This is a genomic window from uncultured Gilvimarinus sp. (genome assembly GCF_963975215.1).
GTDB lineage: Bacteria > Pseudomonadota > Gammaproteobacteria > Pseudomonadales > Cellvibrionaceae > Gilvimarinus.
The window spans coordinates 1-21,155 of sequence record NZ_CAXBFW010000038.1; the positions used below are offsets into that span (position 1 = coordinate 1).

At 55.9% G+C, this 21,155-nt stretch carries 24 protein-coding genes and 1 pseudogene; 13 read left to right on the top strand and 12 right to left on the bottom strand.

The features are described from left to right. The 4 genes and pseudogenes from AAC019_RS16020 to trmL form a co-directional block, all read right to left on the bottom strand. Window positions 1–456: pseudogene (locus AAC019_RS16020) on the bottom strand (hypothetical protein); the annotation flags it as partial. After that, window positions 453–974, bottom strand: a complete 522-nt coding sequence (gene fldB / locus AAC019_RS16025; protein ID WP_339900231.1) for a flavodoxin FldB — start codon at window positions 972–974, stop codon at window positions 453–455. The pseudogene AAC019_RS16020 and the gene fldB, both read right to left, overlap by 4 nt. Beyond that, window positions 971–1,417, bottom strand: coding sequence for a flavodoxin domain-containing protein (locus AAC019_RS16030; RefSeq protein ID WP_339900232.1), 447 nt, complete (start codon window positions 1,415–1,417; stop codon window positions 971–973). The genes fldB and AAC019_RS16030 overlap by 4 nt, the downstream gene beginning before the upstream one ends. A gap of 54 nt (window positions 1,418–1,471) precedes the next feature. Then, window positions 1,472–1,936 (bottom strand): tRNA (uridine(34)/cytosine(34)/5-carboxymethylaminomethyluridine(34)-2'-O)-methyltransferase TrmL, encoded by a 465-nt coding sequence (gene trmL / locus AAC019_RS16035; protein WP_339900267.1) that lies wholly within the window; start codon window positions 1,934–1,936, stop codon window positions 1,472–1,474. Window positions 1,937–2,268: 332 nt separating this feature from the next. On the opposite strand from trmL, the gene AAC019_RS16040 reads away from it, so the two are divergent. From AAC019_RS16040 to AAC019_RS16050, 3 genes are read left to right on the top strand one after another with little or no spacing between them, the layout of a single operon-like run. After that, window positions 2,269–3,534, top strand: a complete 1,266-nt coding sequence (locus AAC019_RS16040; protein WP_339900233.1) for an FAD-dependent oxidoreductase — start codon at window positions 2,269–2,271, stop codon at window positions 3,532–3,534. Between the two features lie 5 nt (window positions 3,535–3,539). Next, window positions 3,540–6,224 carry a nitrate reductase gene (locus AAC019_RS16045; protein ID WP_339900234.1) on the top strand — a complete coding sequence of 895 codons (2,685 nt, stop codon included), beginning with the start codon at window positions 3,540–3,542 and terminating at the stop codon, window positions 6,222–6,224. A 29-nt stretch (window positions 6,225–6,253) separates the two neighbouring features. Continuing rightward, complete coding sequence (locus AAC019_RS16050; RefSeq protein WP_339900235.1) at window positions 6,254–7,024, top strand: VIT1/CCC1 transporter family protein; 771 nt, start codon at window positions 6,254–6,256, stop codon at window positions 7,022–7,024. 26 nt (window positions 7,025–7,050) lie between these two features. Here AAC019_RS16050 and AAC019_RS16055 read toward each other — a convergent pair whose 3' ends face one another. Then, window positions 7,051–7,593, bottom strand: coding sequence for an ACT domain-containing protein (locus tag AAC019_RS16055; protein ID WP_339900236.1), 543 nt, complete (start codon window positions 7,591–7,593; stop codon window positions 7,051–7,053). 75 nt (window positions 7,594–7,668) lie between these two features. On the opposite strand from AAC019_RS16055, the gene AAC019_RS16060 reads away from it, so the two are divergent. From AAC019_RS16060 to rlmM, 3 genes are read left to right on the top strand one after another with little or no spacing between them, the layout of a single operon-like run. Beyond that, window positions 7,669–7,893 (top strand): YheU family protein, encoded by a 225-nt coding sequence (locus AAC019_RS16060; protein WP_339900238.1) that lies wholly within the window; start codon window positions 7,669–7,671, stop codon window positions 7,891–7,893. A gap of 3 nt (window positions 7,894–7,896) precedes the next feature. After that, a complete protein-coding gene (locus tag AAC019_RS16065; RefSeq protein ID WP_339900240.1) occupies window positions 7,897–8,526 on the top strand; it encodes an alpha/beta family hydrolase in 630 nt (209 codons plus the stop codon). 9 nt (window positions 8,527–8,535) lie between these two features. Next, the gene (gene rlmM / locus AAC019_RS16070; protein ID WP_339900241.1) at window positions 8,536–9,594 is read left to right on the top strand and encodes a 23S rRNA (cytidine(2498)-2'-O)-methyltransferase RlmM; all 1,059 of its coding nucleotides are present in this window, start codon (window positions 8,536–8,538) and stop codon (window positions 9,592–9,594) included. On the opposite strand, the gene AAC019_RS16075 is transcribed toward rlmM, so the two are convergent. Together AAC019_RS16075 and AAC019_RS16080 are read right to left on the bottom strand one after the other, a co-directional pair. Continuing rightward, the gene (locus AAC019_RS16075; protein ID WP_339900242.1) at window positions 9,591–9,872 is read right to left on the bottom strand and encodes an antibiotic biosynthesis monooxygenase; all 282 of its coding nucleotides are present in this window, start codon (window positions 9,870–9,872) and stop codon (window positions 9,591–9,593) included. The two genes, rlmM and AAC019_RS16075, sit on opposite strands and share 4 nt — an antisense overlap. A gap of 139 nt (window positions 9,873–10,011) precedes the next feature. Further along, entirely contained in the window at window positions 10,012–10,404 is a 393-nt protein-coding gene (locus AAC019_RS16080; RefSeq protein ID WP_339900244.1) for a hypothetical protein, read from the bottom strand. A gap of 257 nt (window positions 10,405–10,661) precedes the next feature. Between AAC019_RS16080 and tusA the strand changes: the two genes are divergently transcribed. After that, on the top strand, window positions 10,662–10,901 hold the full coding sequence (gene tusA, locus AAC019_RS16085; RefSeq protein WP_339900246.1) for a sulfurtransferase TusA: 240 nt from the start codon (window positions 10,662–10,664) through the stop codon (window positions 10,899–10,901). A 3-nt stretch (window positions 10,902–10,904) separates the two neighbouring features. Here the strand turns inward: tusA and AAC019_RS16090 are convergent, their stop codons facing one another. Then, a complete protein-coding gene (locus AAC019_RS16090; RefSeq protein WP_339900248.1) occupies window positions 10,905–11,606 on the bottom strand; it encodes a hypothetical protein in 702 nt (233 codons plus the stop codon). Between the two features lie 228 nt (window positions 11,607–11,834). On the opposite strand from AAC019_RS16090, the gene AAC019_RS16095 reads away from it, so the two are divergent. From AAC019_RS16095 to AAC019_RS16115, 5 genes are all read left to right on the top strand, one after another. Further along, window positions 11,835–12,404, top strand: coding sequence for an elongation factor P hydroxylase (locus AAC019_RS16095; RefSeq protein ID WP_339900250.1), 570 nt, complete (start codon window positions 11,835–11,837; stop codon window positions 12,402–12,404). Then, the gene (locus AAC019_RS16100; protein WP_339900251.1) at window positions 12,401–13,300 is read left to right on the top strand and encodes a 5'-3' exonuclease H3TH domain-containing protein; all 900 of its coding nucleotides are present in this window, start codon (window positions 12,401–12,403) and stop codon (window positions 13,298–13,300) included. The genes AAC019_RS16095 and AAC019_RS16100 overlap by 4 nt, the downstream gene beginning before the upstream one ends. Window positions 13,301–13,305: 5 nt before the next feature. After that, window positions 13,306–14,445, top strand: coding sequence for a 4-phosphoerythronate dehydrogenase (locus AAC019_RS16105; protein WP_339900252.1), 1,140 nt, complete (start codon window positions 13,306–13,308; stop codon window positions 14,443–14,445). A 104-nt stretch (window positions 14,446–14,549) separates the two neighbouring features. After that, window positions 14,550–15,689, top strand: a complete 1,140-nt coding sequence (locus tag AAC019_RS16110) for an ATP-NAD kinase family protein (protein ID WP_339900254.1) — start codon at window positions 14,550–14,552, stop codon at window positions 15,687–15,689. An 8-nt stretch (window positions 15,690–15,697) separates the two neighbouring features. Then, a complete protein-coding gene (locus tag AAC019_RS16115; RefSeq protein WP_339900255.1) occupies window positions 15,698–16,645 on the top strand; it encodes a class I SAM-dependent methyltransferase in 948 nt (315 codons plus the stop codon). Window positions 16,646–16,692: 47 nt separating this feature from the next. Here the strand turns inward: AAC019_RS16115 and AAC019_RS16120 are convergent, their stop codons facing one another. The 3 genes from AAC019_RS16120 to AAC019_RS16130 form a co-directional block, all read right to left on the bottom strand. Beyond that, window positions 16,693–17,748, bottom strand: coding sequence for a glycoside hydrolase family 43 protein (locus AAC019_RS16120; protein ID WP_339900257.1), 1,056 nt, complete (start codon window positions 17,746–17,748; stop codon window positions 16,693–16,695). A 93-nt stretch (window positions 17,749–17,841) separates the two neighbouring features. Next, on the bottom strand, window positions 17,842–18,306 hold the full coding sequence (locus AAC019_RS16125; protein ID WP_339900259.1) for a hypothetical protein: 465 nt from the start codon (window positions 18,304–18,306) through the stop codon (window positions 17,842–17,844). 12 nt (window positions 18,307–18,318) lie between these two features. Continuing rightward, the gene (locus AAC019_RS16130; RefSeq protein WP_339900261.1) at window positions 18,319–19,533 is read right to left on the bottom strand and encodes a pyridoxal phosphate-dependent aminotransferase; all 1,215 of its coding nucleotides are present in this window, start codon (window positions 19,531–19,533) and stop codon (window positions 18,319–18,321) included. A gap of 163 nt (window positions 19,534–19,696) precedes the next feature. On the opposite strand from AAC019_RS16130, the gene msrB reads away from it, so the two are divergent. Beyond that, window positions 19,697–20,092 (top strand): peptide-methionine (R)-S-oxide reductase MsrB, encoded by a 396-nt coding sequence (msrB, locus tag AAC019_RS16135; RefSeq protein WP_339900263.1) that lies wholly within the window; start codon window positions 19,697–19,699, stop codon window positions 20,090–20,092. Window positions 20,093–20,105: 13 nt separating this feature from the next. On the opposite strand, the gene AAC019_RS16140 is transcribed toward msrB, so the two are convergent. Beyond that, the gene (locus AAC019_RS16140) at window positions 20,106–20,867 is read right to left on the bottom strand and encodes a hypothetical protein (RefSeq protein ID WP_339900265.1); all 762 of its coding nucleotides are present in this window, start codon (window positions 20,865–20,867) and stop codon (window positions 20,106–20,108) included. Window positions 20,868–21,155 lie beyond the last annotated feature (288 nt).

Consider the following 21,155-nt stretch of genomic DNA (forward strand, 5'->3'; position numbering starts at 1 on the left):
AATTAATGTCAGGCTGACGTTGTCGCTAAAGTGCAAGCGCTGAATACCGCGCCCGACAAACTCCGGGTACTGCGCCGTCAGTTGCTCAGCCAGAGGGGCGAGCTCGGGCCACAGGGCAAGGGCGCGGGTAAGGTCGGCCAGTGCCAGTGGGTGCTTTTCCACTGAGATAAAGTGCAAGCGGTTATTGCCGCGCGGTTGCTGGCGCCAGAGTTGCCAGGTGGCCAGAAAGTTTAGACCGGTGCCAAAGCCAGTCTCGGCAATGGTAAAGGCTGTGCTGGCGCTAGGCTCAAGCGCGGCAAAGCGCGCGGGCAGTTGGTTGGCCGCGATAAAAACGTGGCGAGTTTCGGCCAAACCATCGTGGCGAGAAAAGTACACATCACTGTAGGCACTCGATAGCGGTTGGCCATCGGCATCCCAGTGCAGTTGCGCCGGGCCTGTGTCCGGGGTGTCGGTCACTGGGCAAACTCGGCCTTAATTTGCTCGCACCATTGGGCAATGCGGCTATCGGTTAGGTTAAATTCGTTTTCGTCGTCGAGCGCGAGCCCGACAAATAACGTGTCATCGGCGATCAGCGCTTTGGAGGCTTCGAACTCGTAGCCATCTACGGGCCAGTAGCCGCAAGGCGTCGCCCCGAGCTTGGCCACTTTTGCGTGCAGGTAGCCTAAGGCGTCTAAAAACCACTCGGGGTAGCCGATTTGATCGCCCAAACCAAAGTGGGCGACTTTTTTGCCCTGCCAGTTAACCTGATCAATTTCGTCCCAAATTTCGTCCCAATCCTCTTGTAGCTCGCCGTAATCCCAGGTGGGAATACCAAGAATCACTTTTGCGTAAAACTCTGCTTCGATAATAGAGGTGTCGGCGATATTAAACACATCGACCTGGCCATCACCCATTTGAGCGCGAATTTTCTCGGCGCAAATTTCGGTGTAGCAGGTGGAGCTGCCATAAAACAATCCGATAGGTGCTCGGCTCATAGTTGCGCAATCCAGTTGTCGAGCCATTCCAGCGCCAGCTCCGACGGGTCATCGCCGCTGCTGGCATCCAACACTAATGGCTCGCCAATACGGCTGGCGCCCAGCTCGCTCATGGCGTGATCGATGGCACGCCCGGCCTCGCCGAAGGTGGTGTAGCTGCTGTCGCCCAAATTGATCACGCCGTAACGGCGACCGGCGATTCTGGGAAAGTCGCGCACAAGTGACAAGTACAGCGGCTGAATATTGCCCGGCAAATCGCCGGCGCCGGTGTTAGACGTGCAAATGAGCAGTGTATCGTTCGGGTGGTCGAGTAAGTCATCAATCTCGGGCAACGGGTTGACGATATTGTCGATGCCTTTGCTGTCGAGGCGATCTTTGATATCGCTGGCGACGGATTCGGCGGTGCCCATCTCAGAGCCGACGAGTATTTGCACACGTGTCATAACGCTTACCTGTGTTGGCAAAAGCCGGCTATTGTACGGTGTTGCGGCACGGTTTTAAATCGCGCCGGGGTAGCCCAGTTGACGCCACGCCTCGTACACCATGACGGACACGGCGTTAGACAGGTTCATGCTGCGGCTGCCGTCACGCATGGGAATACGCAGCACCTGCTCGGGGGGCAAAGATTCGCGCAGCGTGGCGGGCAGGCCGCGGGTTTCGGGGCCAAATAACAGGTAGTCATTGGTTTTAAACTGGGCATCACTGTGACTGCGGGTGCCCTTGGTGCTCAGGGCAAAAAGCCGCTCGGGCTGCGCCGTGGCTAAAAAGTCCTCCCAGTTGCGATAGGTGAGCAGGTCTTTCCACTCACCGTAGTCTAGCCCAGCGCGGCGCAGGCGCTTATCGTCGAGGACAAACCCCAGCGGCTCAATCAGGTGCAGCTGGCACCCGGTATTGGCGGCCAGGCGAATAATATTGCCGGTGTTGGGGGGGATTTCCGGTTCATATAAAACAATATTGAGCATGTCGTTGCGGGCTTCCAATAAAGCTGTGGTCAGAGTAATCATGGTATGGCGGGCACCATTATAAACTGGCTTTGTAAAGAATACTGTCATTAGACTTTGGCGACGACCGCACAAGCTTCTGGCTAGATTAAGCCTGGCCTATTGGCCTGGCTTTTGCTGTGGCTCTGTTAAATCCATTTATTCCCTCTGATTTTGGTTGCTTGGGCACAATAAAGGTGCGCGGAGGCAAATACTGCCACGGTTGCAGTGCATATTGCTCGTATCGAATTGCGCAAGCTTGGTGCGGCCCTAGGGAAGAGCTTGGTGCAGTCAGCACCAAAAGGTGGCGAGTTTTGAGTAAGAGCAAACAAACACTGCTGATTGTGGGCAACGGTATGGCCGCCGGCCGGCTGTTGGATGAAATTATTAAACGCGATATCTCGAACTTTGAGATCACGGTGATTGGCGATGAGCGCCAGGGCAGTTACAACCGTATTATGCTCTCGCCGGTATTGGCGGGCGAAACCGATGTGCCGGCGATTATTGGCAAGCCGTCGGTGTGGTATCGCGATCGCGGTATCCGCTTTGTCAGTGGCGTGCAGGTTAAGGCCATCGAGCGGGAACAAAAGTGTGTGTTAACCACCGAGGGCAACCGCCTGCGCTACGATCACCTGGTACTGGCCACCGGCTCGCGCCCGGCAAAAATTCCGGCTAAAAATCAACAGCTGGACAATATCTACAGCTTTCGCACTTTGCGCGATGTCGACCGATTGTTAAACGTGGCCCGCTTTCACGATCAGCACGGCCGCAAAACCGATACCGATGCACTGGTGATTGGTGGCGGCTTACTGGGGCTTGAGGCCGCTTACGGCTTGGCGCTAAAAGGCTTGCGGGTAACCCTGGTGCACCGCTCTGGCTGGCTGCTTAACCGCCAGTTAGATAAAGCCGCCGGAACCTATTTGCAACGAGTGCTGGAAGACAAAAATATCCAGTTTATGTTGAGCGATGAGGTGGAGCGTTTTACCGGCTCCCATGAATTAAAAGCGGCCGAGTTTAAATCTGGGCGCAGTGTTAGCTGCAAGCTTTGCGTTATCGCCACCGGGATTACCCCCAATAAAGAGCTGGGTTTAAAAGCGGGCTTAAAGGGCGAGCGCGGTGTCTCGGTAGATGCCTATATGGCCACATCGGATACCAGCATTAGCGCCATTGGTGAGTGTGTCGAATTTAACGGTGCGACTTTTGGTTTGGTTGAGCCTATTTGGCACCAGTGTACAACGCTTGCCGAGCGCTTGTGTAATAACATCAAACTGCCTTTTGCAAATAGCCCGGTACCCACCAAGCTTAAAGTATCCGGAGTTAATTTATTTTCGGCCGGCGAGTTTATAACCACCGATGAGCATCGCGAATTACTTTACTGCGACGATCAGGCGGGTATTTACCGCAAATTATTACTGCGGGACAACCGCATTGTTGGCGCCGTGTTGTTTGGCGATGCCCGCGACGGGCAGGATTATTTTTCTATGCTGCAAGAAAAGCGCGATGTCTCGGACATTGCTCAGTACTTATTAATGGGGCGGGCGTTTTACGCTGCCAGCTCTGACGAACCAGCGGCTGCGTAAACTCTATGACTTCTAGTGCACAACTTATTACCTCCGATCGGCCGCAAGAGGCCGGTACCACCATTGAAACCACCTGCTGTTACTGTGGTGTGGGCTGTGGTGTGGACGCCCAGGTACAAGACAATCAGGTGATCTCGGTGTCGGGCACCCAAGCGCACCCGGCAAACCTGGGGCGCCTGTGTGTAAAAGGCTCGTCGCTGCACGAGACCCAGCGCTCCCCCGACCGTTTGCTTACACCTATGCTTCAGGGCGAGCCCACCAGCTGGGATACGGCGCTGGATTATGCCGCGCAAAAGTTTCAGGCGATTATCGCCGAGCACGGCCCGGATTCCGTCGCCTTTTATTTGTCCGGCCAGCTACTGACAGAAGACTACTACATTGCCAATAAGCTCATGAAAGGGTTTGTGGGCACCGCCAATATCGACACTAACTCGCGCCTGTGTATGGCCTCGGCGGTGGTGGCGCACAAGCGTGCCTTTGGCGGCGACACTGTGCCCGGCTGCTACGAGGACTTAGAGCAAACCGACGTGTTAATTTTGGTAGGGTCAAATACCGCTTATGCCCACCCGGTGGTGTATCAGCGCATTGCCCGCGCCAAAGAGTTGCGCCCCGACATGAAAATTGTGGTGATCGATCCACGGCGCACCGCAACCTGCGAAATTGCAGATATTCACTTGCCCATTAAGCCCGGCTCGGACGCCTTCTTTTTTAATGGTTTATTGCAGTATTTAGCTGAGCACGGTCATACCGATCACGATTATATCGCCGCGCACTGTAATGGTTTTGATGAAGCCTTAGCGGTGGCCGCCGAGCAGGTGCCAACCCCTGAGGCCGCCGCCGGGATTTGCGAAGTTCCGGGTGAGGATATCGAGCACGTTTACCGCTTATTTGCCGCTCACGAAAAAGTGGTGACGGTCTTCTCGCAGGGGGTTAATCAGTCGTCCTCGGGTGTGGATAAGGGCAATGCACTTATTAATTGCCACTTGGCTACCGGCAAAATCGGCAAGCCCGGGGCAACGCCGTTTTCGATTACCGGCCAACCCAACGCGATGGGTGGGCGCGAAGTGGGTGGCCTGGCAAATCAGCTTGCCGCGCACATGGGCTACGACAACCCCGCGAGTATCGAGCGCGTGGCGCAGTTTTGGCAGGCGCCCAATATGGCCCGTGCCGAGGGCTTAAAAGCGGTGGATATGTTTGATGCGATTCACGCTGGCAAAATTAAAGCTGTTTGGGTAATGGCCACCAACCCCGCCGTTACCATGCCCGATGCCGGCAAGGTACGCGAGGCGCTGCAACAATGTGAGTTGGTGGTGGTGAGTGACTGTATTGGTAATACCGACACCGCCAAGCTTGCCGATGTGGTGTTGCCCGCGTCCACCTGGAGTGAAAAGCACGGCACTGTGACCAACTCCGAGCGCTGTATCTCGCTGCAAAAAGGCTTTTTAGCCCCCCCAGGCGAGGCGCTGCACGACTGGCAAATTATTATGCGCTTTGCCCAAAAGCTCGGGTTTGGCGAGCATTTTAACTACCGGCATCAGGTTGAGATATTCCGCGAGCACGCGGCGCTATCGGCGCTCGACAATACTGCCGGTGTGGCGCGACGCGGTTTTAATATCTCGGCGCTGGCCGAGATTAGCGAACAGGATTATGAAAACCTATCGCCCATTCAGTGGCCGGTAACCATCGAATCCCCCAAAGGCACCCTGCGTTTATTTTCCGATGGGCAGTTTTACACGCCCGATGGCCGCGCGCGGCTGGTGCCCATCACCGCACGGCTACCGGTAAAAACGCAACTGCCCAATCAGGTGATTATGAATACCGGGCGCATTCGCGATCAGTGGCACACCATGTCGCGCACGGGCACTGCGGCCAAATTGCTCGGCCATGTAGATGAACCCTATATCGATGTTCACCCGGATGATGTAACCCGCTTTGGTTTGCTGGAGGGCGATTTAGCGGTGCTAAAAAACCGCGGCAGTGTTTACTACGGCCGGGTAAAACCGTCTGCGTCGCAGCGCTTGGGGGAGGTGTTTGTGCCCATGCACTGGAACGGCAAATACGCGTCGTCCAGTTGCGCCGATGCCTTAGTAAATCCTTATGTGGACCCGATTTGTGGGCAGCCGGAGTTTAAGCACTCGCCGGTAATGATTAAGCCGTTTCGTCAGGCGTGGAATGGTTTTTTAATTTGCACCCAAGACATCAGCCCCAACTGTGAATACTGGGCCAAAATCACTCTGGATGCCGGCTATAAGTTTCGTTTGGCCGGGGGCGAGTCATTAACCAACTGGCGCACGTGGGCGCACTCGCAGTTTCCCGAAATTTCTGACTGGGTAACGGTAGAGGATTCTGATCAGCAATTTTTTCGCACGGCAGGTTTTATCGATGGCGTGCTACAGGTGATGTTTAGTACCGCAACCGATAAAAAAAGTGCCGCCGAGATGCGCTGGCTCGAGCAGCAATTGGGGCGGGCAATCGATGCCAGCGGGCGCTTTGCTATACTGGCAGGTATACCCGGTGCCGGGGTCGAAGACGAAGGCGCGATGGTCTGCTCGTGTTTTCAGGTGGGCGAAAAAACCATTCGCAAAGCCATTAGCGGCGGATGCGCTAGCGTCGAGGCGCTGGGCGAAAAAATTAACTGCGGCACCAACTGCGGCTCTTGTATACCCGAGCTTAAGGCGATGCTGCGATAAGCCCAGCGCAATTGCTTAGGAGTTTGGCTATGCGGTTATCTGCTACCCCCGCTGAACGTGAGCAGTTAATGGCTCGCCACGCACCGGCCAAGATTGCCAAGCGGCTAGAGCAGGGGCCTGCGCAAAATTATTTGCGCGATTTTATCTACGGCGCCATTGATGGCGCCATTACCACTTTTGCGATTGTTGCCGGTGTGGCCGGTGCGGGGCTGTCGGCCACCGTTGTTATCGTATTGGGGCTTGCGAACTTACTCGCCGATGGCTTTAGTATGGCCGTTAGCAACTACTTGGGGGTGCGCGCCGAGAACCAGTTGCGCGAGCAAACCCGGCGCCAGGAGCAGCGCGAAATTGCCCTTTACCCCGAGGGTGAGCGCGAAGAAGTACGGCAGATTTTTGCGGCTAAGGGCTTTGCCGGCGATGCATTGGAGTCTATCGTCGATACCATTACCGGTGATGAGCGGCTCTGGGTGGACACCATGCTGCAGGATGAGCACGGGCTATCACTGGACTCGGCCAACCCTTACAAAGCGGCCTCGGTAACCTTTGTGGCGTTTATCAGTTTGGGGGCAATGCCGTTGCTGCCATTTTTTATTAACGCCATTGGCGATGGGGTTATCTCCCAGCCGTATTTGTACAGCAGTGTGTTAACCGCCGTTAGTTTTTTGTTGGTGGGGGCGGCCAAAGGTACCCAGGTGGGTGGTTCGCGCTGGGCGGCCGCGCTCGAGACATTGTTGATGGGAGGCGCCGCCGCGCTCTTGGCGTACGGCGTTGGCTACGCGCTACATGGCTTAATTGCGTAGCCTGCGCGCAAGAGCTTTCTGTCGTTCTAATGGGTCAGCTCGGCCCCGGCTTCGGGCTGTTCTATACGGATATCCACCGCGAGTTCATCGGCAATCACGTCCAGTTGATCGTACAGGTCATCCATATCTACCTCGGCGGGTACCCGGATAAACCCAGTGGCCTCAAACATCGGCTCGCCCGACCAGGGCATGCTGGAGCAGTCGGTTTCCAGCTCTTCAACGCTGATACCGCGCCCGGCAAAAGCCTCGGCAATCTCGGCGACAATACCCGTGCGGTCGGGCCCGACCACACTAAAGGAAAAGTGGTTGTCGCTGCTGACGCTGTTGCTATCGGCAAGCTCGGCAACGACCTGTAAACCCTCGCTCGACAGCGCTTTTAGCGCCGCCAGTAAATCTGAGTGATTTTCATCCGGCACGGCGACCTGTAGAATGCCGGCAAACTTACCGGCCAGATGGGCCATCCGGCTCTCAAGCCAGCTGCCGTGATGGGCGTGAATGGTTTTGGCCAACAGTTGCACAACCCCGGGACGGTCGGCGCTGATTACAGTAAGTACAAGATGCTGGTTCACGTGATGTCCTTTTTATTGTCGTAACTCGGATATTGGTGGCGCAGCCACATAAGCCCTAAGATAACACAGGCAAACATGATTATTCCCTATCAACAGCTAGCGCCCGAGACTCTCGATGCGCTGATCGAAGAATTTGTGACCCGCGAGGGCACAGAGTACGGCGAAACCGATGTTCCACTGGCCACCAAGGTCGAGCAAGTGCGCCAACAATTGGCAAAGCGCAGCGTGGTGATTGTGTTCGATCCAGCCATCGAAACGACCTCGCTGGTGCCGGCCGATCAGTTGCCGCCGGGTATGTAACGCGTGGAGCTACTGATTAATCGCGCCGCTGCCGACGCGCCCACGTTGGTGCTGGCCCACGGGGCTGGCGCGCCCATGGACAGTGATTTTTTACAGCGTTTGAGCGAGCTTTTGTGTCAGCGGGGCGTTAATGTCTGCCGTTTCGAGTTTGCCTATATGGCGGAGCGCCGCGACGGGGGCAAAAAACGCCCGCCCAATCGTCAGCCCGAGCTTATCGCCGCCTGGCAAATGGCGCTGGAGCAAGCCCGGCAGGGGTTTACTGGCCCTGTGTTTATCGGTGGCAAATCAATGGGCGGGCGCATGGCGGCGGTATTAGCAGCCGCAAGCCCTGTGCCGGGGGTGGTGTGCTTTGGTTATCCGTTCCACCCGCCAGCTAAACCTGAAAAGCTGCGAGTGGATACCCTCAAGCAGTTGCCGTGTGAGGCGTTGGTTGTTCAGGGTACACGGGATAAGCTTGGCAACAAGCAAGAGGTCGATGGCTATAACCTGCCCGCGACTATTGCCCTGCACTGGCTGGAAGACGGCGATCACGATTTAAAACCCCGGGTGCGCTCGGGGTATACTCACGACCAACATATCGTCACGGCAGCACAAGCGGCGGCGGATTTTATGGCTCGGGTGAGCCAGCCCTAGGAGATTAACGTGAACCACCTATACCTGCATTGTCGCAGTGGTTTTGAAAAAGAGTGCGCGGCCGAAATTAACGATGTGGCCGCGGCGCGGGGCATTTACGGCTACAGTAAAACCAACCCGGCCAGCGCCTTGGTGGAATTTGTCACCCACGAGCCAGATGGCGCCGAGCGACTCATTAAACAGTTGGAGTTTAAGCGCTTGATGTTTGTCCGGCAGTGGTTTGTGGGCGCTGAAATACTGCAAAATTTGCCGGTGGACGACCGCCTAACGCCGCTACTGGCCAGCGCCCAAGAGCTGCCGGTGGCCTGCGAGGTGTGGCCCGAAACCACCGACACCAACGATGGTAAATCACTCTCGGCACTGGCGCGCAAGTTTAGCAAGCCGTTTATTCAGGCATTAAAGCGCCACCAGCGCCTGGCCCCGTCGGCCAAATGGCGTTTGCATTTACTGTTTTTGTCGGGCAACAGTGCTGTGGTGGGTGTTGCTCCGGTCAATAATAGCGCCGTCTGTGCCATGGGTATTCCGCGTTTGCGCCAGCCCTCGGCCGCGCCCAGTCGCGCCACGTTAAAACTGGAAGAGGCCTGGCATCACTTTGTGCCGGCCGACGAGTGGGACGAGCGCTTGGCTGGCGGTATGCGCGGTGTTGATTTAGGGGCCGCGCCGGGCGGTTGGACCTGGCAGTTGGTGAATCGCGGCATGTTTGTCGATGCGGTGGACAACGGCCCCATGGCTGAGTCGTTAATGGAAACCGGTCAGGTGACGCATCATCAAATGGACGGCTTTGTCTACGAGCCGAAAAAACCGGTGGATTGGTTGGTGTGCGATATTGCCGATAAGCCAGCGCGCACGGCAAGCTTGATGGGGCGCTGGGCCGAGCGGCGGTTGTTTCGCGAGGCGGTGTTTAATTTAAAACTGCCGATGAAGCAGCGCTACGCCGAGGTGACTAAGTTGGCCGACCGATTGGCCGAAACCTTAGCCGATGCCGGTATTAATGCCGATATTGCCTTTAAACAGCTTTATCACGATCGCGAAGAGGTAACCGGACACATCCGTTTGCTCGGGCGTTAACGCTCGAGCAGGGTGATTTTTTCAAAATCGGCCAAGGTCGGGTTAAGCTGGTTCATGGCCTCGTGGCGTTCATCACTGTAGTACCACTGCTTCCAGTCGTGCAGCGAGCGCCACTTAGACAACAGGTAGCGGTGGTTGTGGCGCTGCAGATCGTTAAGGGTCTCACCAGAAATAAACCCGGGCGCGCGATGCGCCGCTTCGAGTGCCAACCTGGCGGCTACATCGTAAGTGCTTTCCATAGAGTCGGCGATGTGCCTTTCGACTAAAACGTAAATCATGGCGTACCTTTTAACGGTGTTGCTATTTTACGGCGTGGCTATCGGTAATGGCGGCATTGCTATGGGCAAATGACAGCGTTGCGGCTTTTGATCGGCGACCTATAATGGCGCCTTAATTTTATTGTAACGCAAAATTTAGCTAATGTACGGCTGCCGTGTGAACTAGCCAGTCACCTAGCTCGATCCACTCATCCAACAGTTGTTTTAGCGATGTGGTGTTGGCTCTTTGCGCGGCTGGTTGCTTGAGCCAGTGGGTGCCCAGTGCGGTAAGGTTGGCGATGATCTCGGAAACGGACTGCGCTCCCAGCTCATTAATCAGGGGGTAAAATCCGATGTGGCGATGCTCCAGGGGTGAGCTCGGGGTAATGTTTTTATTGATGTGACGCAGTAATTGATGCAGTTTGCTGGCCAGTGCTGGCTCCTGCTCGCGCAATAAGTTTTGTGTTAATTGCAAATTGCGACAGCTAAACACCGGGTGCGATGCGGGTGTGAGGCCATCGTCACCTGGCTCACAGCCGTACAAAAACGCCATAACAACAAACTCCCGCGTCATTTGACGCCTGGGGATGGCAGGTAAATCGCGCGTGCGCGTAATGTCCTGCGGGCTTCAGGTACGATGTAGCTTAAATCTACGGGCAAACGTTTAAAGTGAGCACAAGCTACATACCACGAGTGGATTGGGTGGGCTTTGAATGCGGCGGTTGTCGGCGCGCCCAAGGCACTGTTTACTTACGCTAAGTTTAGCAACAGCGCCAGCGGCTGCTGACCATTTTAAGATGATATGACACTATGAATGAGCAAGTTGATAATGTTTTGGACACAAAAGGACTGCTCTGCCCGGAGCCGGTAATGATGTTGCATCAGGCGGTAAAGAAATACCCGGCAGGGGAGGTTATTAAAGTCGAAGCAACGGATCCGTCGACAACGCGGGATATTCCAAAGTTTTGTTTGTTTTTAGGCCATGAGTTAGTGGCCGAAACGCAAACGGACGGTGTGTATTACTACACCATCCGTTTGGCGAATAAATAACGGTTAGGGGGTTTCTTCGACCAGCATGGATATTGCCGCCAGGGCCTCAGGGTCTTCGGCTTTAATTTTGTTGGCAATTTGATGCTGAAAAAAGTAGCGAAACTCATTGTGCTGCTGGGCCGGGTACAGGCAGTCGTCCCCCGGTAGCACCGGAGTACTGCTAACTTTATCGGCGTCGGTGAGCATGCCGTAAATGCTGCCATCGTGTAGCAGGCGCCAGCTGACCACCTCGACCAGCGTTAACTGGTGGTTGGCGGCGTTGGCGAGTACCGCGTGAGTGCCGATGGTGTCCGGTAACTCTTGCACGACATCGTCGTCGTTTTCGCACTCGAGTTCGTAGTATTCGGCGGCGGTTTCCAGCTCGATGATTTTGTGCATGGGCGCGTCAAAAAAGACCTCGTCGATGCCGGCATCATAGTAGCCTTCCCACTGCCCGTTTAACGGGTCGATAACATCGGTACAGGCGACGATGTCATTGAGCCAGGGTACCAGGCCCACAACTTCGCCATTGGCCCGAAGGCCCCAACATAAAACTTTTAAGCTAAACAGCTTGTCTGGGTTGCTTTCGTTGGAGTAGAGCATTTCCAGTCCGTCGAGCTCGGCGGACAAGCGAATAAAACGCTGGTCGTGGAGTTCGCTAAAGGATTTGCCAGAAAAGAAATCAACGACATTATCTGAGTTGTCGCTTTTGACGGGGGTCTTCATAATACACACCTCCTGGATGAGGCCGGGGACCGGACGAGACTCTGAATAGCGGTATAAACGACAGTAGGCTTGCGTCTTAACGCGGCGCAATAACAGGGCCATCACTACATAAGGTATATGCTTATCTGCGTTTGCACAATACCTGCCAGACAAAAATTAGCGCGACCACGCCTGGCGCCGTTTGCCGGGTTGCCTCTTAATTACGATGTTAAAAACGAGTTGACGACATTGACCGCAGTTGCCCCACATATCTCGCCAGATTGTCAGCATTTAGTGGCGATCTTTGACCGCTGTTTCCGCCAGACCGAGCGCACCTGCCTGGTCGGTGGCGCCGATGAGCCTTTCTACCGGGCCGCCACTGGCTCTGGCGGGTTACACCAGATCGAATTCAGTCACGACTACTTTGCCAGCGCGCTGCACGAGATCGCCCACTGGAGTGTGGCGGGCCAAGCGCGACGGCAGCGGGACGATTACGGTTACTGGTACGCTCCCGACGGGCGAACGGCCTCTCAGCAGGCGGAGTTTGAGCGGGTTGAAGTGAAGCCTCAGGCGCTTGAGTGGCTGTTCTCAGAGGCCGCCGGGGTGCGCTTTCGGGTCAGTGCCGACAACCTGGCTCAGGGCCTTGGCCCCTCAGAGACTTTTAAAGATGCCATTCACCAAGAGACACTGCGCTTGTGCCGCGAGGGCGTGAGCGAGCGTGTGGCGACATTCTGTCGGGCCCTTTTGGCGTTTTATCGACCGGGCACAGAGCTGGCGTCACTGCTGCAAAGCCGCCGTTTCGCGAGGTCCTGCCTTTGAGTGCGCCCGCGGTATGCCTGATTGATGCGTCAATATACATCTTTCGCTACTACTTCTCGTTACCCGAGAGCCGTTTTAGCGAGCCTGAGGGGTATCCTACCGACGCTGTGTACGGTTTTACCGGGTTTTTATTGCAGCTATTGCAGCGGCATAACCCGGCGCAGGTGGCGGTGTGCTTTGATGAGAGTTTAACCTCGGGGTTTCGCCACCAGCTTTACCCGCTGTATAAAAGCTCGCGGGCACTGCCCGATGCGGCGCTGGCATTTCAATTAAAAGCCTGCGCCCAAGCCGCTCAGCTGCTGGGTCTGGCCTGCTTTGCCAGTGCGCGTTACGAGGCCGACGACTTAATTGGCAGCTTGTACGCTCGCTGTAGCGCGGAGCCCGCCGCCATTGCTATTTTAAGCCGCGATAAAGATCTGGCTCAGTTGCTGGCCCGGCCGCAAGATTACCTGTGGGATTACACTGCCAATGTGACCCTGAAGCAGGATGCGGTGGCTGCAAAATACGGAGTGGCGCCGGCGCAAATGGTCGATTACCTCGCGCTGGTGGGAGACGCCGGCGATGATATTCCGGGTGTGCCCGGCGTCGGCGTAAAAACCGCCACGGCGCTGTTGCGTCACTTTGGCTCGCTCCGTGAGCTGTTTGCCCGCCTGGACGAAGTCGCCCAGGTGCCGGTGCGAGGCGCCCGGAGTTTAGCGGCCAAACTTGAGGCGGCGCGCGAGCAACTGGCGCTGGCGCAACAGCTTGCCACGATTGTGCGCGATATCCCGCTGATTGATTCCCCTCGGCAGCTTCGCCCTCAGAGCGCCGATATTACCGCTTTTACCGAGTTCAGCCGCGCCATGGGCTGGACTGACGCACTTGTGAAAAGGGCGCAAAAATTAACACAGGATTAAGCTCTATGAAGATCGTGATCGATGAAAATATCCCCTTAGCTGAGGCGTTTTTTAGCGCCCACGGTGAGATTGTACGCCTGCCAGGGCGCAGTATGAGCGCAGTCGATGTGGCCGATGCGGATGCGTTACTGGTGCGCTCGGTAACCCGCGTCGATGAAGCATTACTGGCTGGCAGTTCGGTCAAGTTTGTCGGCACTTGCACTATTGGTATGGATCATCTCGATCAGCGCTGGCTAGACCATCAGGGCATCGCCTACACCAATGCGCCCGGCTGCAATGCCAGCTCCGTGGTGGAGTATGTTTATGCGGCGCTGGCCCATCTGAATGTTGACTGGCGGGGTAAAACAGTCGGTATTATTGGTTGTGGCAATGTGGGCGGCGCTTTACATAAAGCACTGCTGGCGCAGGGGGTGACCTGCCGCTGTTACGATCCGCTCTTGTCTATTGAGCAAAACCCCGACCTGTGCGACCTGGAGGATGTGCTGCAATGCGATATCGTCAGTATGCATACCCCGCTCACCACCGAGGGCCCTCACCCCAGCCGCCATTTGTTGGCCAAAGAGCAATTATTGCAGTTGCCGCCGCAGAGCATTTTGCTCAACTGCGGGCGCGGCGCGGTCATCGACAACAAGGCCCTGTTGCAGGTTATGCGCCAGCGCAACGACCTCCAGCTGGTGCTGGATGTGTGGGAGTGGGAGCCAGACATCGACTTGAATTTACTGGAGCACGTCGCGCTGGGCTCGCCCCATATTGCCGGTTACAGTTTTGATGGCAAGCTCAAGGGCACGGCGATGATTTACGATGCCTTTTGCGAGGTGTTTAACGTTGCGCCAAACACCGCGCTGGCCGATGTGGTACCCGCCGTTGAAGACAACCAACTGGCCGCGCCCAATACCCAGGGCGACGACTGGCAGGCCGTGCGACAGCTGATCGCGCAGGTGTATGACATCGAGGCCGACGACAAGCGTTTGCGGGTGGCCGCCGCTGAGGCGGGCGAGCAGGGGGCTGCGCTATCTAAAGGGTTTGATCGGCTGCGCAAGCACTACCCGGTGCGCCGCGAATTTAACAATTACGAAGTGGCGGGCGTAGAAAAAAAGACGCCGCTAGCGAATACGCTAGCGGCGCTGGGGTTTACCGTGAAGTAAATCCTAAAAAGCCAATAGGTTTGACTGACAAAGACACGGGCACATAAGGCCCTGAGGTTGTCTGCCGCGCAGGTTAACAACCCCACATGACAATTTGGTGACAAATGCTCAGGCTTGGAATCATTATTAACCCCTTTGCCGGTATTGGCGGCAGTGTGGCACTCAAGGGCAGCGATGGTGCTGCCACCCGCGCGCTTGCCCTGAAGCGCGGCGCTACGCTGCGGGCTGCCGAGCGTATGCAGCGGGCGCTAAGCGCACTTTCGCCGGAGGGTGTCTTATTGCTTGGCTTTGACGGTGCCATGGGCGGTGATACGGCCCATCAATTGGGCTTGCCCTTTGAATCGGTCGGTGCCACTAAGACGTCGGTCAGTGAGGGCAGCGACACCCAGCACGCGGCACAGCGACTGGTTGCCGCCGGTGTCGATTTGATTGTGTTTGCCGGCGGCGATGGCACCGCGCGCAATATCGCCGATGCCGTGGGTGTCAGTGTGCCGGTTATCGGCGTGCCGGCCGGCGTTAAGATTCACTCCGGGGTGTACGCTAACTCGCCCGAGGCCGCCGGGTGTATTTTGCAACGCTTGGCCCGGCGCCAGTGGGCGCCGCTGGTGGAGCGCGAGGTGCGCGATATCGATGAGCAGGCGTTCCGTATGGGGCAGGTGCGTGCCATACACTACAGTGAATTACTGGTGCCCGAGGAGCCCCAGTGGTTGCAAGAGGTCAAAAACGCCGGCGCCGCGGTAGATGAACTGCTGCAACTGGATGTGGCAGCCAGTGTCCTTGAGCAGCTAGAGCCCGGCGTGCTGTACCTGGTGGGGCCGGGCTCCACCACCCAGGTGTTGCTCGGGCAACTGGGCTTAAGCGGTACGCTGCTGGGGGTGGATATTCTGCTGGGCGGCGAACTGCTTGCGATTGATGTCGGTGCTCAAGAGATTCGCCACGCGCTCGATGCGCACCGCGGTGAGGCGCGTATTATCGTCACCGCCATCGGCGGTCAGGGGCATATTTTTGGCCGGGGTAACCAGCAGCTTGCTCCGGATATCATTCGCCGCGTAGGGCGGGATAAGATTTTATTGATTGCCACCACTGAGAAGCTACAGGCACTGAATGGCCGACCCCTGCAGCTGGACACTAACGATCCGGCGCTCGATCAGCAGCTGGCGGGCGTTTGGCCTGTTATTACCGGCTACCAGCAACAAATACTGTACCCCGTGGGCCCTACCAGCAACAGTGAGACTGACACTTGATCACCGAAATGCCCCCCAAAATAGATTTGCAGCCACTTCTGGCTTTGGCCCAAACCTGCGCCCGTCAGCCCGGTCAAACACACGATAGCCGGCGCTTGTTTCACGGTCGCGGCCGCTGCTTTACTGGCCTTGAGTTTGTCTGCATCGACTTTTTCCAGCCGGTGGTATTGGTAACATTGTTTGCCGCACCGCCCGACACCTGGCTGGCCGAATTATTGGCCGATATCACACCGCTGGCGCGCGCCAACAGCTGGACATTAGTGGTGCAGCGACGTTACGTGGAGGGGGCTCCCTCTGAGGTGGTGCTGGGCGATATGCCCGAGCGCTGGTTGGCCGCCCGTGGCCCGTTGCGCTTTTTGCTTAACCCGTTAACGCAACAAAACGTCGGCTACTTTTTGGATATGGAGCCCGGGCGGCAGTGGCTCGAGTCGAATGCGGCGGGCAAGCGGGTACTCAACCTGTTTGCCTACACCTGCGCGTTTTCGGTGGTGGCGGTAGCCGCCGGGGCAAAGAAGGTGGTAAATGTCGACATGAGCAAAAAGGCTCTGGCTCAGGGGCGAGAAAACCATCACCTTAACGGTCTGGATAAACAGCGCAGCGCTTTTTTGCCCGAGCAAATACTCAAATCCTGGAGCCGAATCCGGCGTCAGGGCCCCTACGATATTGTGATTTTTGACCCGCCGAGTTTTCAGCGCGGTAGTTTTGTGGCCAGTAAAGATTACGCCAAGCTGGTGCGGCGCCTGCCAGAGTTAATGCCGCACGGCGGCAGTGTACTGGCCTGTTTAAATGCCCCGGAGCTGGCGACTGATTTTTTGTTGCAGAGCTTTGCCGAGCATTGCCCAGAGGCGCAATTTATAGCGCGCTTGCCCAGTGCGCCGGAATTTCCCGATGCCAACCCCGAGCGGCAACTTAAGTTGCTGCACTTTGAGTTTCCGGGGCAAGCGCCGGCTGCCTGAGCCGCAAGGGTAGAGGTGGCGAGCTATCAGTACAAAGGCACGCACCTCTAAGGTAAACGCACCGGGCCAACCCCTTCGTCTGTCATCACCACGGGTTTAATGGTGCCATCATCGTTAAACAGCATTTTCTCAATGGCGATCACCCGATGGTTGCCATCATCACTGCCAAGTGGGCGGCGGTGATAAACGATATACCAGTCATCGGTGCCGGGAAGCTTGACCACCGAGTGGTGGCCTGCGCCCCGGGCGATGCGGTTATCCTGCTGTAGGATTTTACCGCCGCGCTCAAAAGGGCCGGTGGGGCTTGACGACATAGCGTAAGCCACACGGTAATCTGGCCCGGTCCACTCTCCCTCGGACCACATTAAGTAATAGATGCCTTTGCGTTTTACCATAAACGAGCCCTCTACATAGTGCTCGCTTGGGGTAATCTCTTTGTAGAGTTCGCCATCATCGAAAGCCTCAAGGCTGAGTAAATCATCGCTGAGCTTAACGACGTTGCAGTGCTTCCAGCCGCCGTAATACATATAAAACTGGCCGTCGTCGTCCTGAAAAACCATTTGGTCGATGGGCTGGGCGCCGTTGTGAATCTGGCCAATTAAGGGTTTACCGAGGGCGTCGCGGTAGGGGCCTTCGGGCGAGTCACTGATTGCCACGCCAATGCCGCCGAGCTCGTTGTTGTTTTTAATATCGTTTGCGCCAAAGAACAAATAATACTGCCCGTTTGCTTTGATGGCCGAGGGTGCCCAGATGGCATAGGCCGCCCAGGATACATTCTCCACCTCGAGGACTCGCGGGTGTTTGGTCCAGTTGACCAGATCGGGTGATGAGAACGCGTCTAAAAAGGTCTGCTTTAAAAAAGGCGACCAGATGTCGGGTTTGCGGCGCATCTCGCGCTGGGTGTCACTTATGTTCACCAGCTGATCGGGGGTGGTTTCGCTGGCCGAGTAGGTGGGATAAATCCAGAACTGATTGTCAAATATCCGCACCTCCGGGTCGGCGTACTGGCCGCTGACAACGGGGTTGGCGGCAAGCGTATTAGCAGCTGCAGCGGCAATTGCCCAGCACAATGCGGTCAGGGCAGAGGTTAACAGTATTTTCACGCGAGTTGATCCTTGGTTGAGTAACACAGTGCGCCAGCCTTGTTGCCGGCCGGCTTAAGTCCCATGGCGTTGCGGTAAGGTGCATTTGCGTCGTTAGCGACTTAGTAAAACCTGCATCACAGTGTCGATAGCGCTCGATGCCCGGGTTTTTAAGGCCGCGCGCAGTAAATCGATAGCAGGGCTAAAGTCTCCGGCGGGGGCGTCCTGACCCCCGTTGCCTTCTAGCTGTAAATTGATGTGGGTGATTTTTTCGGCCAGAGCCGAGCGGCAGCTAAGTTGCGCGCTCAGCAGCGTAAAACCTTTGTGGGTTAGGGTGACCTGATCGATGGCCTCTTGCCGAATGGTGTCTTGGTAGCGAATATATCCCTCGGCGGCCAGCCACAGTAATGTGGCCAGACACGCCTGGTGGCGAGGGCTGTGCAAGCCAAACTCATCGGGTGAGTCCGGCCCGCAGATGTCTTCGACAAACACGGTGATTAAGCGCGGAAAGCTGCCGTAGATTAGGTTGAGCGCTTTTGCCGCATCGCGGTAAAAATCGGTAATGTGTATATCAGCCATAGGGCGCTAAAATTACTGGCGATAGCGTTGAATAAATTGACCAAAGCGCTCGATGGCGCGGTTAAGCTCGTCCTCGCGGGGTAAAAATACAATCCGCAAGTGGTCGCGCTCGGGCCAGTTAAACGCCGTCCCCTGTACTAAAAGCACTTTTTCCTGAATCAAAAAGTCGAGCACCATTTGCTGGTCGTCCTGGATTTTGTGCATATCCAAATCGATTTTAGGAAACAGATAGAGCGCGCCCTTGGGCTTCACGCAACTGACGCCCGGTATGTCGGATAAAGCTTTGAGCGCTGCGTCGCGCTGATCGCGCAACCGGCCACCGGGTAAAATAAGCTCGTTAATACTCTGATAGCCGCCCAGCGCTGTTTGCACCGCGTACATGGCCGGGACATTGGCACACAGGCGCATCGAGGCGAGCATCTCAATGCCCTCTAAATAATTTTTGGCCTTGTGCTTGGCGCCACTGACAATCATCCAGCCCGAGCGAAATCCCGCCAGGCGATAAGATTTTGACAAGCCGTTAAAGCTAATACACAGGGTGTCTTGCACTAAGCGCCCGAGGGGGATGAACTCAGCGTCATCGTACAAAATCTTACTGTAGATTTCGTCGGCGTAAATAATCAGGCCTTTTTCTTCGGCCAGTTTGACGATTTGTTCCAGTATGTCCTGACTGTACACCGCCCCGGTGGGGTTGTTGGGGTTAATCACCACAATGCCGCGGGTTTTGTCGGTAATTTTACTGGCGATATCGTCAATGTCCGGAAACCAGTCCGACTGCTCATCGCAGCGGTAATGTACCGCTTTACCGCCGGCGAGGTTGACCGCCGCCGTCCACAGCGGGTAATCGGGCGCCGGGATGAGCATCTCATCGCCGTTGTTGAGCAGCGCTTGCATAGACATCACAATCAGCTCACTAACGCCGTTGCCAAGGTAGATATCATCGATATCGACATTGGGTATGCGCAGCTTTTGGCACTCTTGCATAATGGCTTTACGCGCGGCAAACAGGCCGCGCGAGGCAACGTAACCCTCGGCATTGGGCAAGTTGTAAATCACATCCTGAATAATTTCATCGGGCGCCGAAAAGCCAAACGACGCCGGGTTGCCGATGTTGAGTTTCATGATGCGGTGGCCTTCTTCTTCGAGCCGGTATGCATGCTCAAGAACCGGGCCGCGAATATCGTAGCAAACGCCGTTGAGTTTGGCGGATTTTTGAATCGTATCCATTTGCGTTAAGATGCCTTAGGTCTTTTTGGTGTGCCGATCAGTTATGATCCGGTTTACCCACCCTAAGTGTCAAGGGCGCCGCTTAATAATACTGAATGTTTGGCCAGGCGCGCACCGCGCGGCTGCAGTCGGTTGTTAATAATGGCGTTTACAGGAGTCTTATATGTCTGACAAACCTACCTTTACCGAGCAACATTGGCGAGAAGTGCTCACCCCCGAGCAGTATCACGTATGCCGTGAAAAAGGCACCGAGGCGCCGTTTACCGGCGAGTACTGGGATGTATTTGCCGATGGTACTTACCACTGTCGCGGTTGCGGAGCGCTATTGTTTGAGTCGGAGACTAAATTTGATGCCGGCTGTGGCTGGCCGAGTTTTTCGGCCCCGGCCGACGGTAGTGCGATTGATGAAGAGTTTGATGCGAGTCATGGCATGCGTCGCACTGAGGTGTTGTGCCATAACTGCGGCAGTCATTTGGGCCATGTGTTTCCCGATGGGCCCGAGCCTACCGGGCTGCGCTACTGCATTAACTCGGCCTCGATAAAGCTGGACGAATCCTAGCCCCACTGGTTAATCAGTCGTACAGCTGTTTCTTTTTCCAGTCCTCGTCTTCTTCAAACTCATCCCATGCTTTGCTGGTATCGGCCTCGTCGGTGCTCGCACTGGCGGGTTTGTTTAGCGCGGCATCCTCTTGCTCCAGCTTAGTGATGACGGCACTCAACTGTGCCACCTGCTTAGTCACGTCCTGTTGCCCGGCCTCTTTTAGTAAAAGCTTGCGGGCCGTGCTGTAGTGATGAATCGCAAGGCGCAGTTTTTTATCGCTGCGCGCCTGTTTGGCCTGGTTGATATAACCCTCGATGGTGCTTTGCAGTAACAGTCTGCGGCACTGGCTCAACAGCTTGCTGGCCTGCGTCTTCGGGAGTCGGCCGCTCTCGGCTTGGGCGCCGATATAGCGGGCCAGCTCTTTAAGCAGAGGCTGCACCTGAGCGGCTTGCTCCGGGGTCAGCCGTGAGCGATCGGCGGCCTCTTTACTGGCATTAAACTGTTTTTGGTGCTCGTTTGCCTCGGCGGCGTAGTTCTGTTTGGGGGAGATTTTCGCCAATTGTTCTAAGGTACTGATGAGTGCTTGATAAACCAGGGCATTAAGCTCGCCTGGCAAGTAGCCCGCCGGCATGCCGCTGGCGATTTGTTTAAAGAGCTCGAGCCGTTGTTTCAGGGCGTTTAGCAGGCGCAGGCGCTGTTTGCGTTTTTTGGCCAGTTGCTGGCTGATAAACGCATAACACACTAACAGCGTCAGCAGTGCGACAAGGGCAATAATTATGTAAACGGACGACATAGGGTTACCTTTAGGTGCTCTGGTGTGTCCTTAGTTAATTTTGTACCCAAGCCATTTGGGTTAATTGTCGCTCAGTATAGCATTTTATGTTCTCTCACTGCCTATCTGGTTGCTTTATAGGCAGCTTTTGCCCGGCGCTAAGTTGTTGTTTAGCTTCATTAAAAAAATCGTATATTAAGTGTTGACAGGTGGGCACGCTCTACTTAGAATGCGCCCCTCTTTTACGAGACGTGTGTCCCCTTCGTCTAGAGGCCTAGGACACCGCCCTTTCACGGCGGTAACAGGGGT

Excerpts from the sequence above, each read along its gene's own strand:
- AAC019_RS16030 (WP_339900232.1), bottom strand. The coding sequence starts at position 1,417 with ATGACACGTGTGCAAATACTCGTCGGCTCTGAGATGGGCACCGCCGAA.
- tusA (WP_339900246.1), top strand. The coding sequence starts at position 10,662 with ATGAATGAGCAAGTTGATAATGTTTTGGACACAAAAGGACTGCTCTGC.
- AAC019_RS16110 (WP_339900254.1), top strand. The coding sequence starts at position 14,550 with ATGCTCAGGCTTGGAATCATTATTAACCCCTTTGCCGGTATTGGCGGC.
- AAC019_RS16050 (WP_339900235.1), top strand. The coding sequence starts at position 6,254 with ATGCGGTTATCTGCTACCCCCGCTGAACGTGAGCAGTTAATGGCTCGC.
- AAC019_RS16060 (WP_339900238.1), top strand. The coding sequence starts at position 7,669 with ATGATTATTCCCTATCAACAGCTAGCGCCCGAGACTCTCGATGCGCTG.
- AAC019_RS16125 (WP_339900259.1), bottom strand. The coding sequence starts at position 18,306 with ATGGCTGATATACACATTACCGATTTTTACCGCGATGCGGCAAAAGCG.
- AAC019_RS16080 (WP_339900244.1), bottom strand. The coding sequence starts at position 10,404 with ATGGCGTTTTTGTACGGCTGTGAGCCAGGTGACGATGGCCTCACACCC.
- AAC019_RS16105 (WP_339900252.1), top strand. The coding sequence starts at position 13,306 with ATGAAGATCGTGATCGATGAAAATATCCCCTTAGCTGAGGCGTTTTTT.
- AAC019_RS16130 (WP_339900261.1), bottom strand. The coding sequence starts at position 19,533 with ATGGATACGATTCAAAAATCCGCCAAACTCAACGGCGTTTGCTACGAT.
- AAC019_RS16045 (WP_339900234.1), top strand. The coding sequence starts at position 3,540 with ATGACTTCTAGTGCACAACTTATTACCTCCGATCGGCCGCAAGAGGCC.
- AAC019_RS16115 (WP_339900255.1), top strand. The coding sequence starts at position 15,698 with ATGCCCCCCAAAATAGATTTGCAGCCACTTCTGGCTTTGGCCCAAACC.
- fldB (WP_339900231.1), bottom strand. The coding sequence starts at position 974 with ATGAGCCGAGCACCTATCGGATTGTTTTATGGCAGCTCCACCTGCTAC.
- trmL (WP_339900267.1), bottom strand. The coding sequence starts at position 1,936 with ATGCTCAATATTGTTTTATATGAACCGGAAATCCCCCCCAACACCGGC.
- msrB (WP_339900263.1), top strand. The coding sequence starts at position 19,697 with ATGTCTGACAAACCTACCTTTACCGAGCAACATTGGCGAGAAGTGCTC.
- AAC019_RS16140 (WP_339900265.1), bottom strand. The coding sequence starts at position 20,867 with ATGTCGTCCGTTTACATAATTATTGCCCTTGTCGCACTGCTGACGCTG.
- AAC019_RS16075 (WP_339900242.1), bottom strand. The coding sequence starts at position 9,872 with ATGATTTACGTTTTAGTCGAAAGGCACATCGCCGACTCTATGGAAAGC.
- AAC019_RS16090 (WP_339900248.1), bottom strand. The coding sequence starts at position 11,606 with ATGAAGACCCCCGTCAAAAGCGACAACTCAGATAATGTCGTTGATTTC.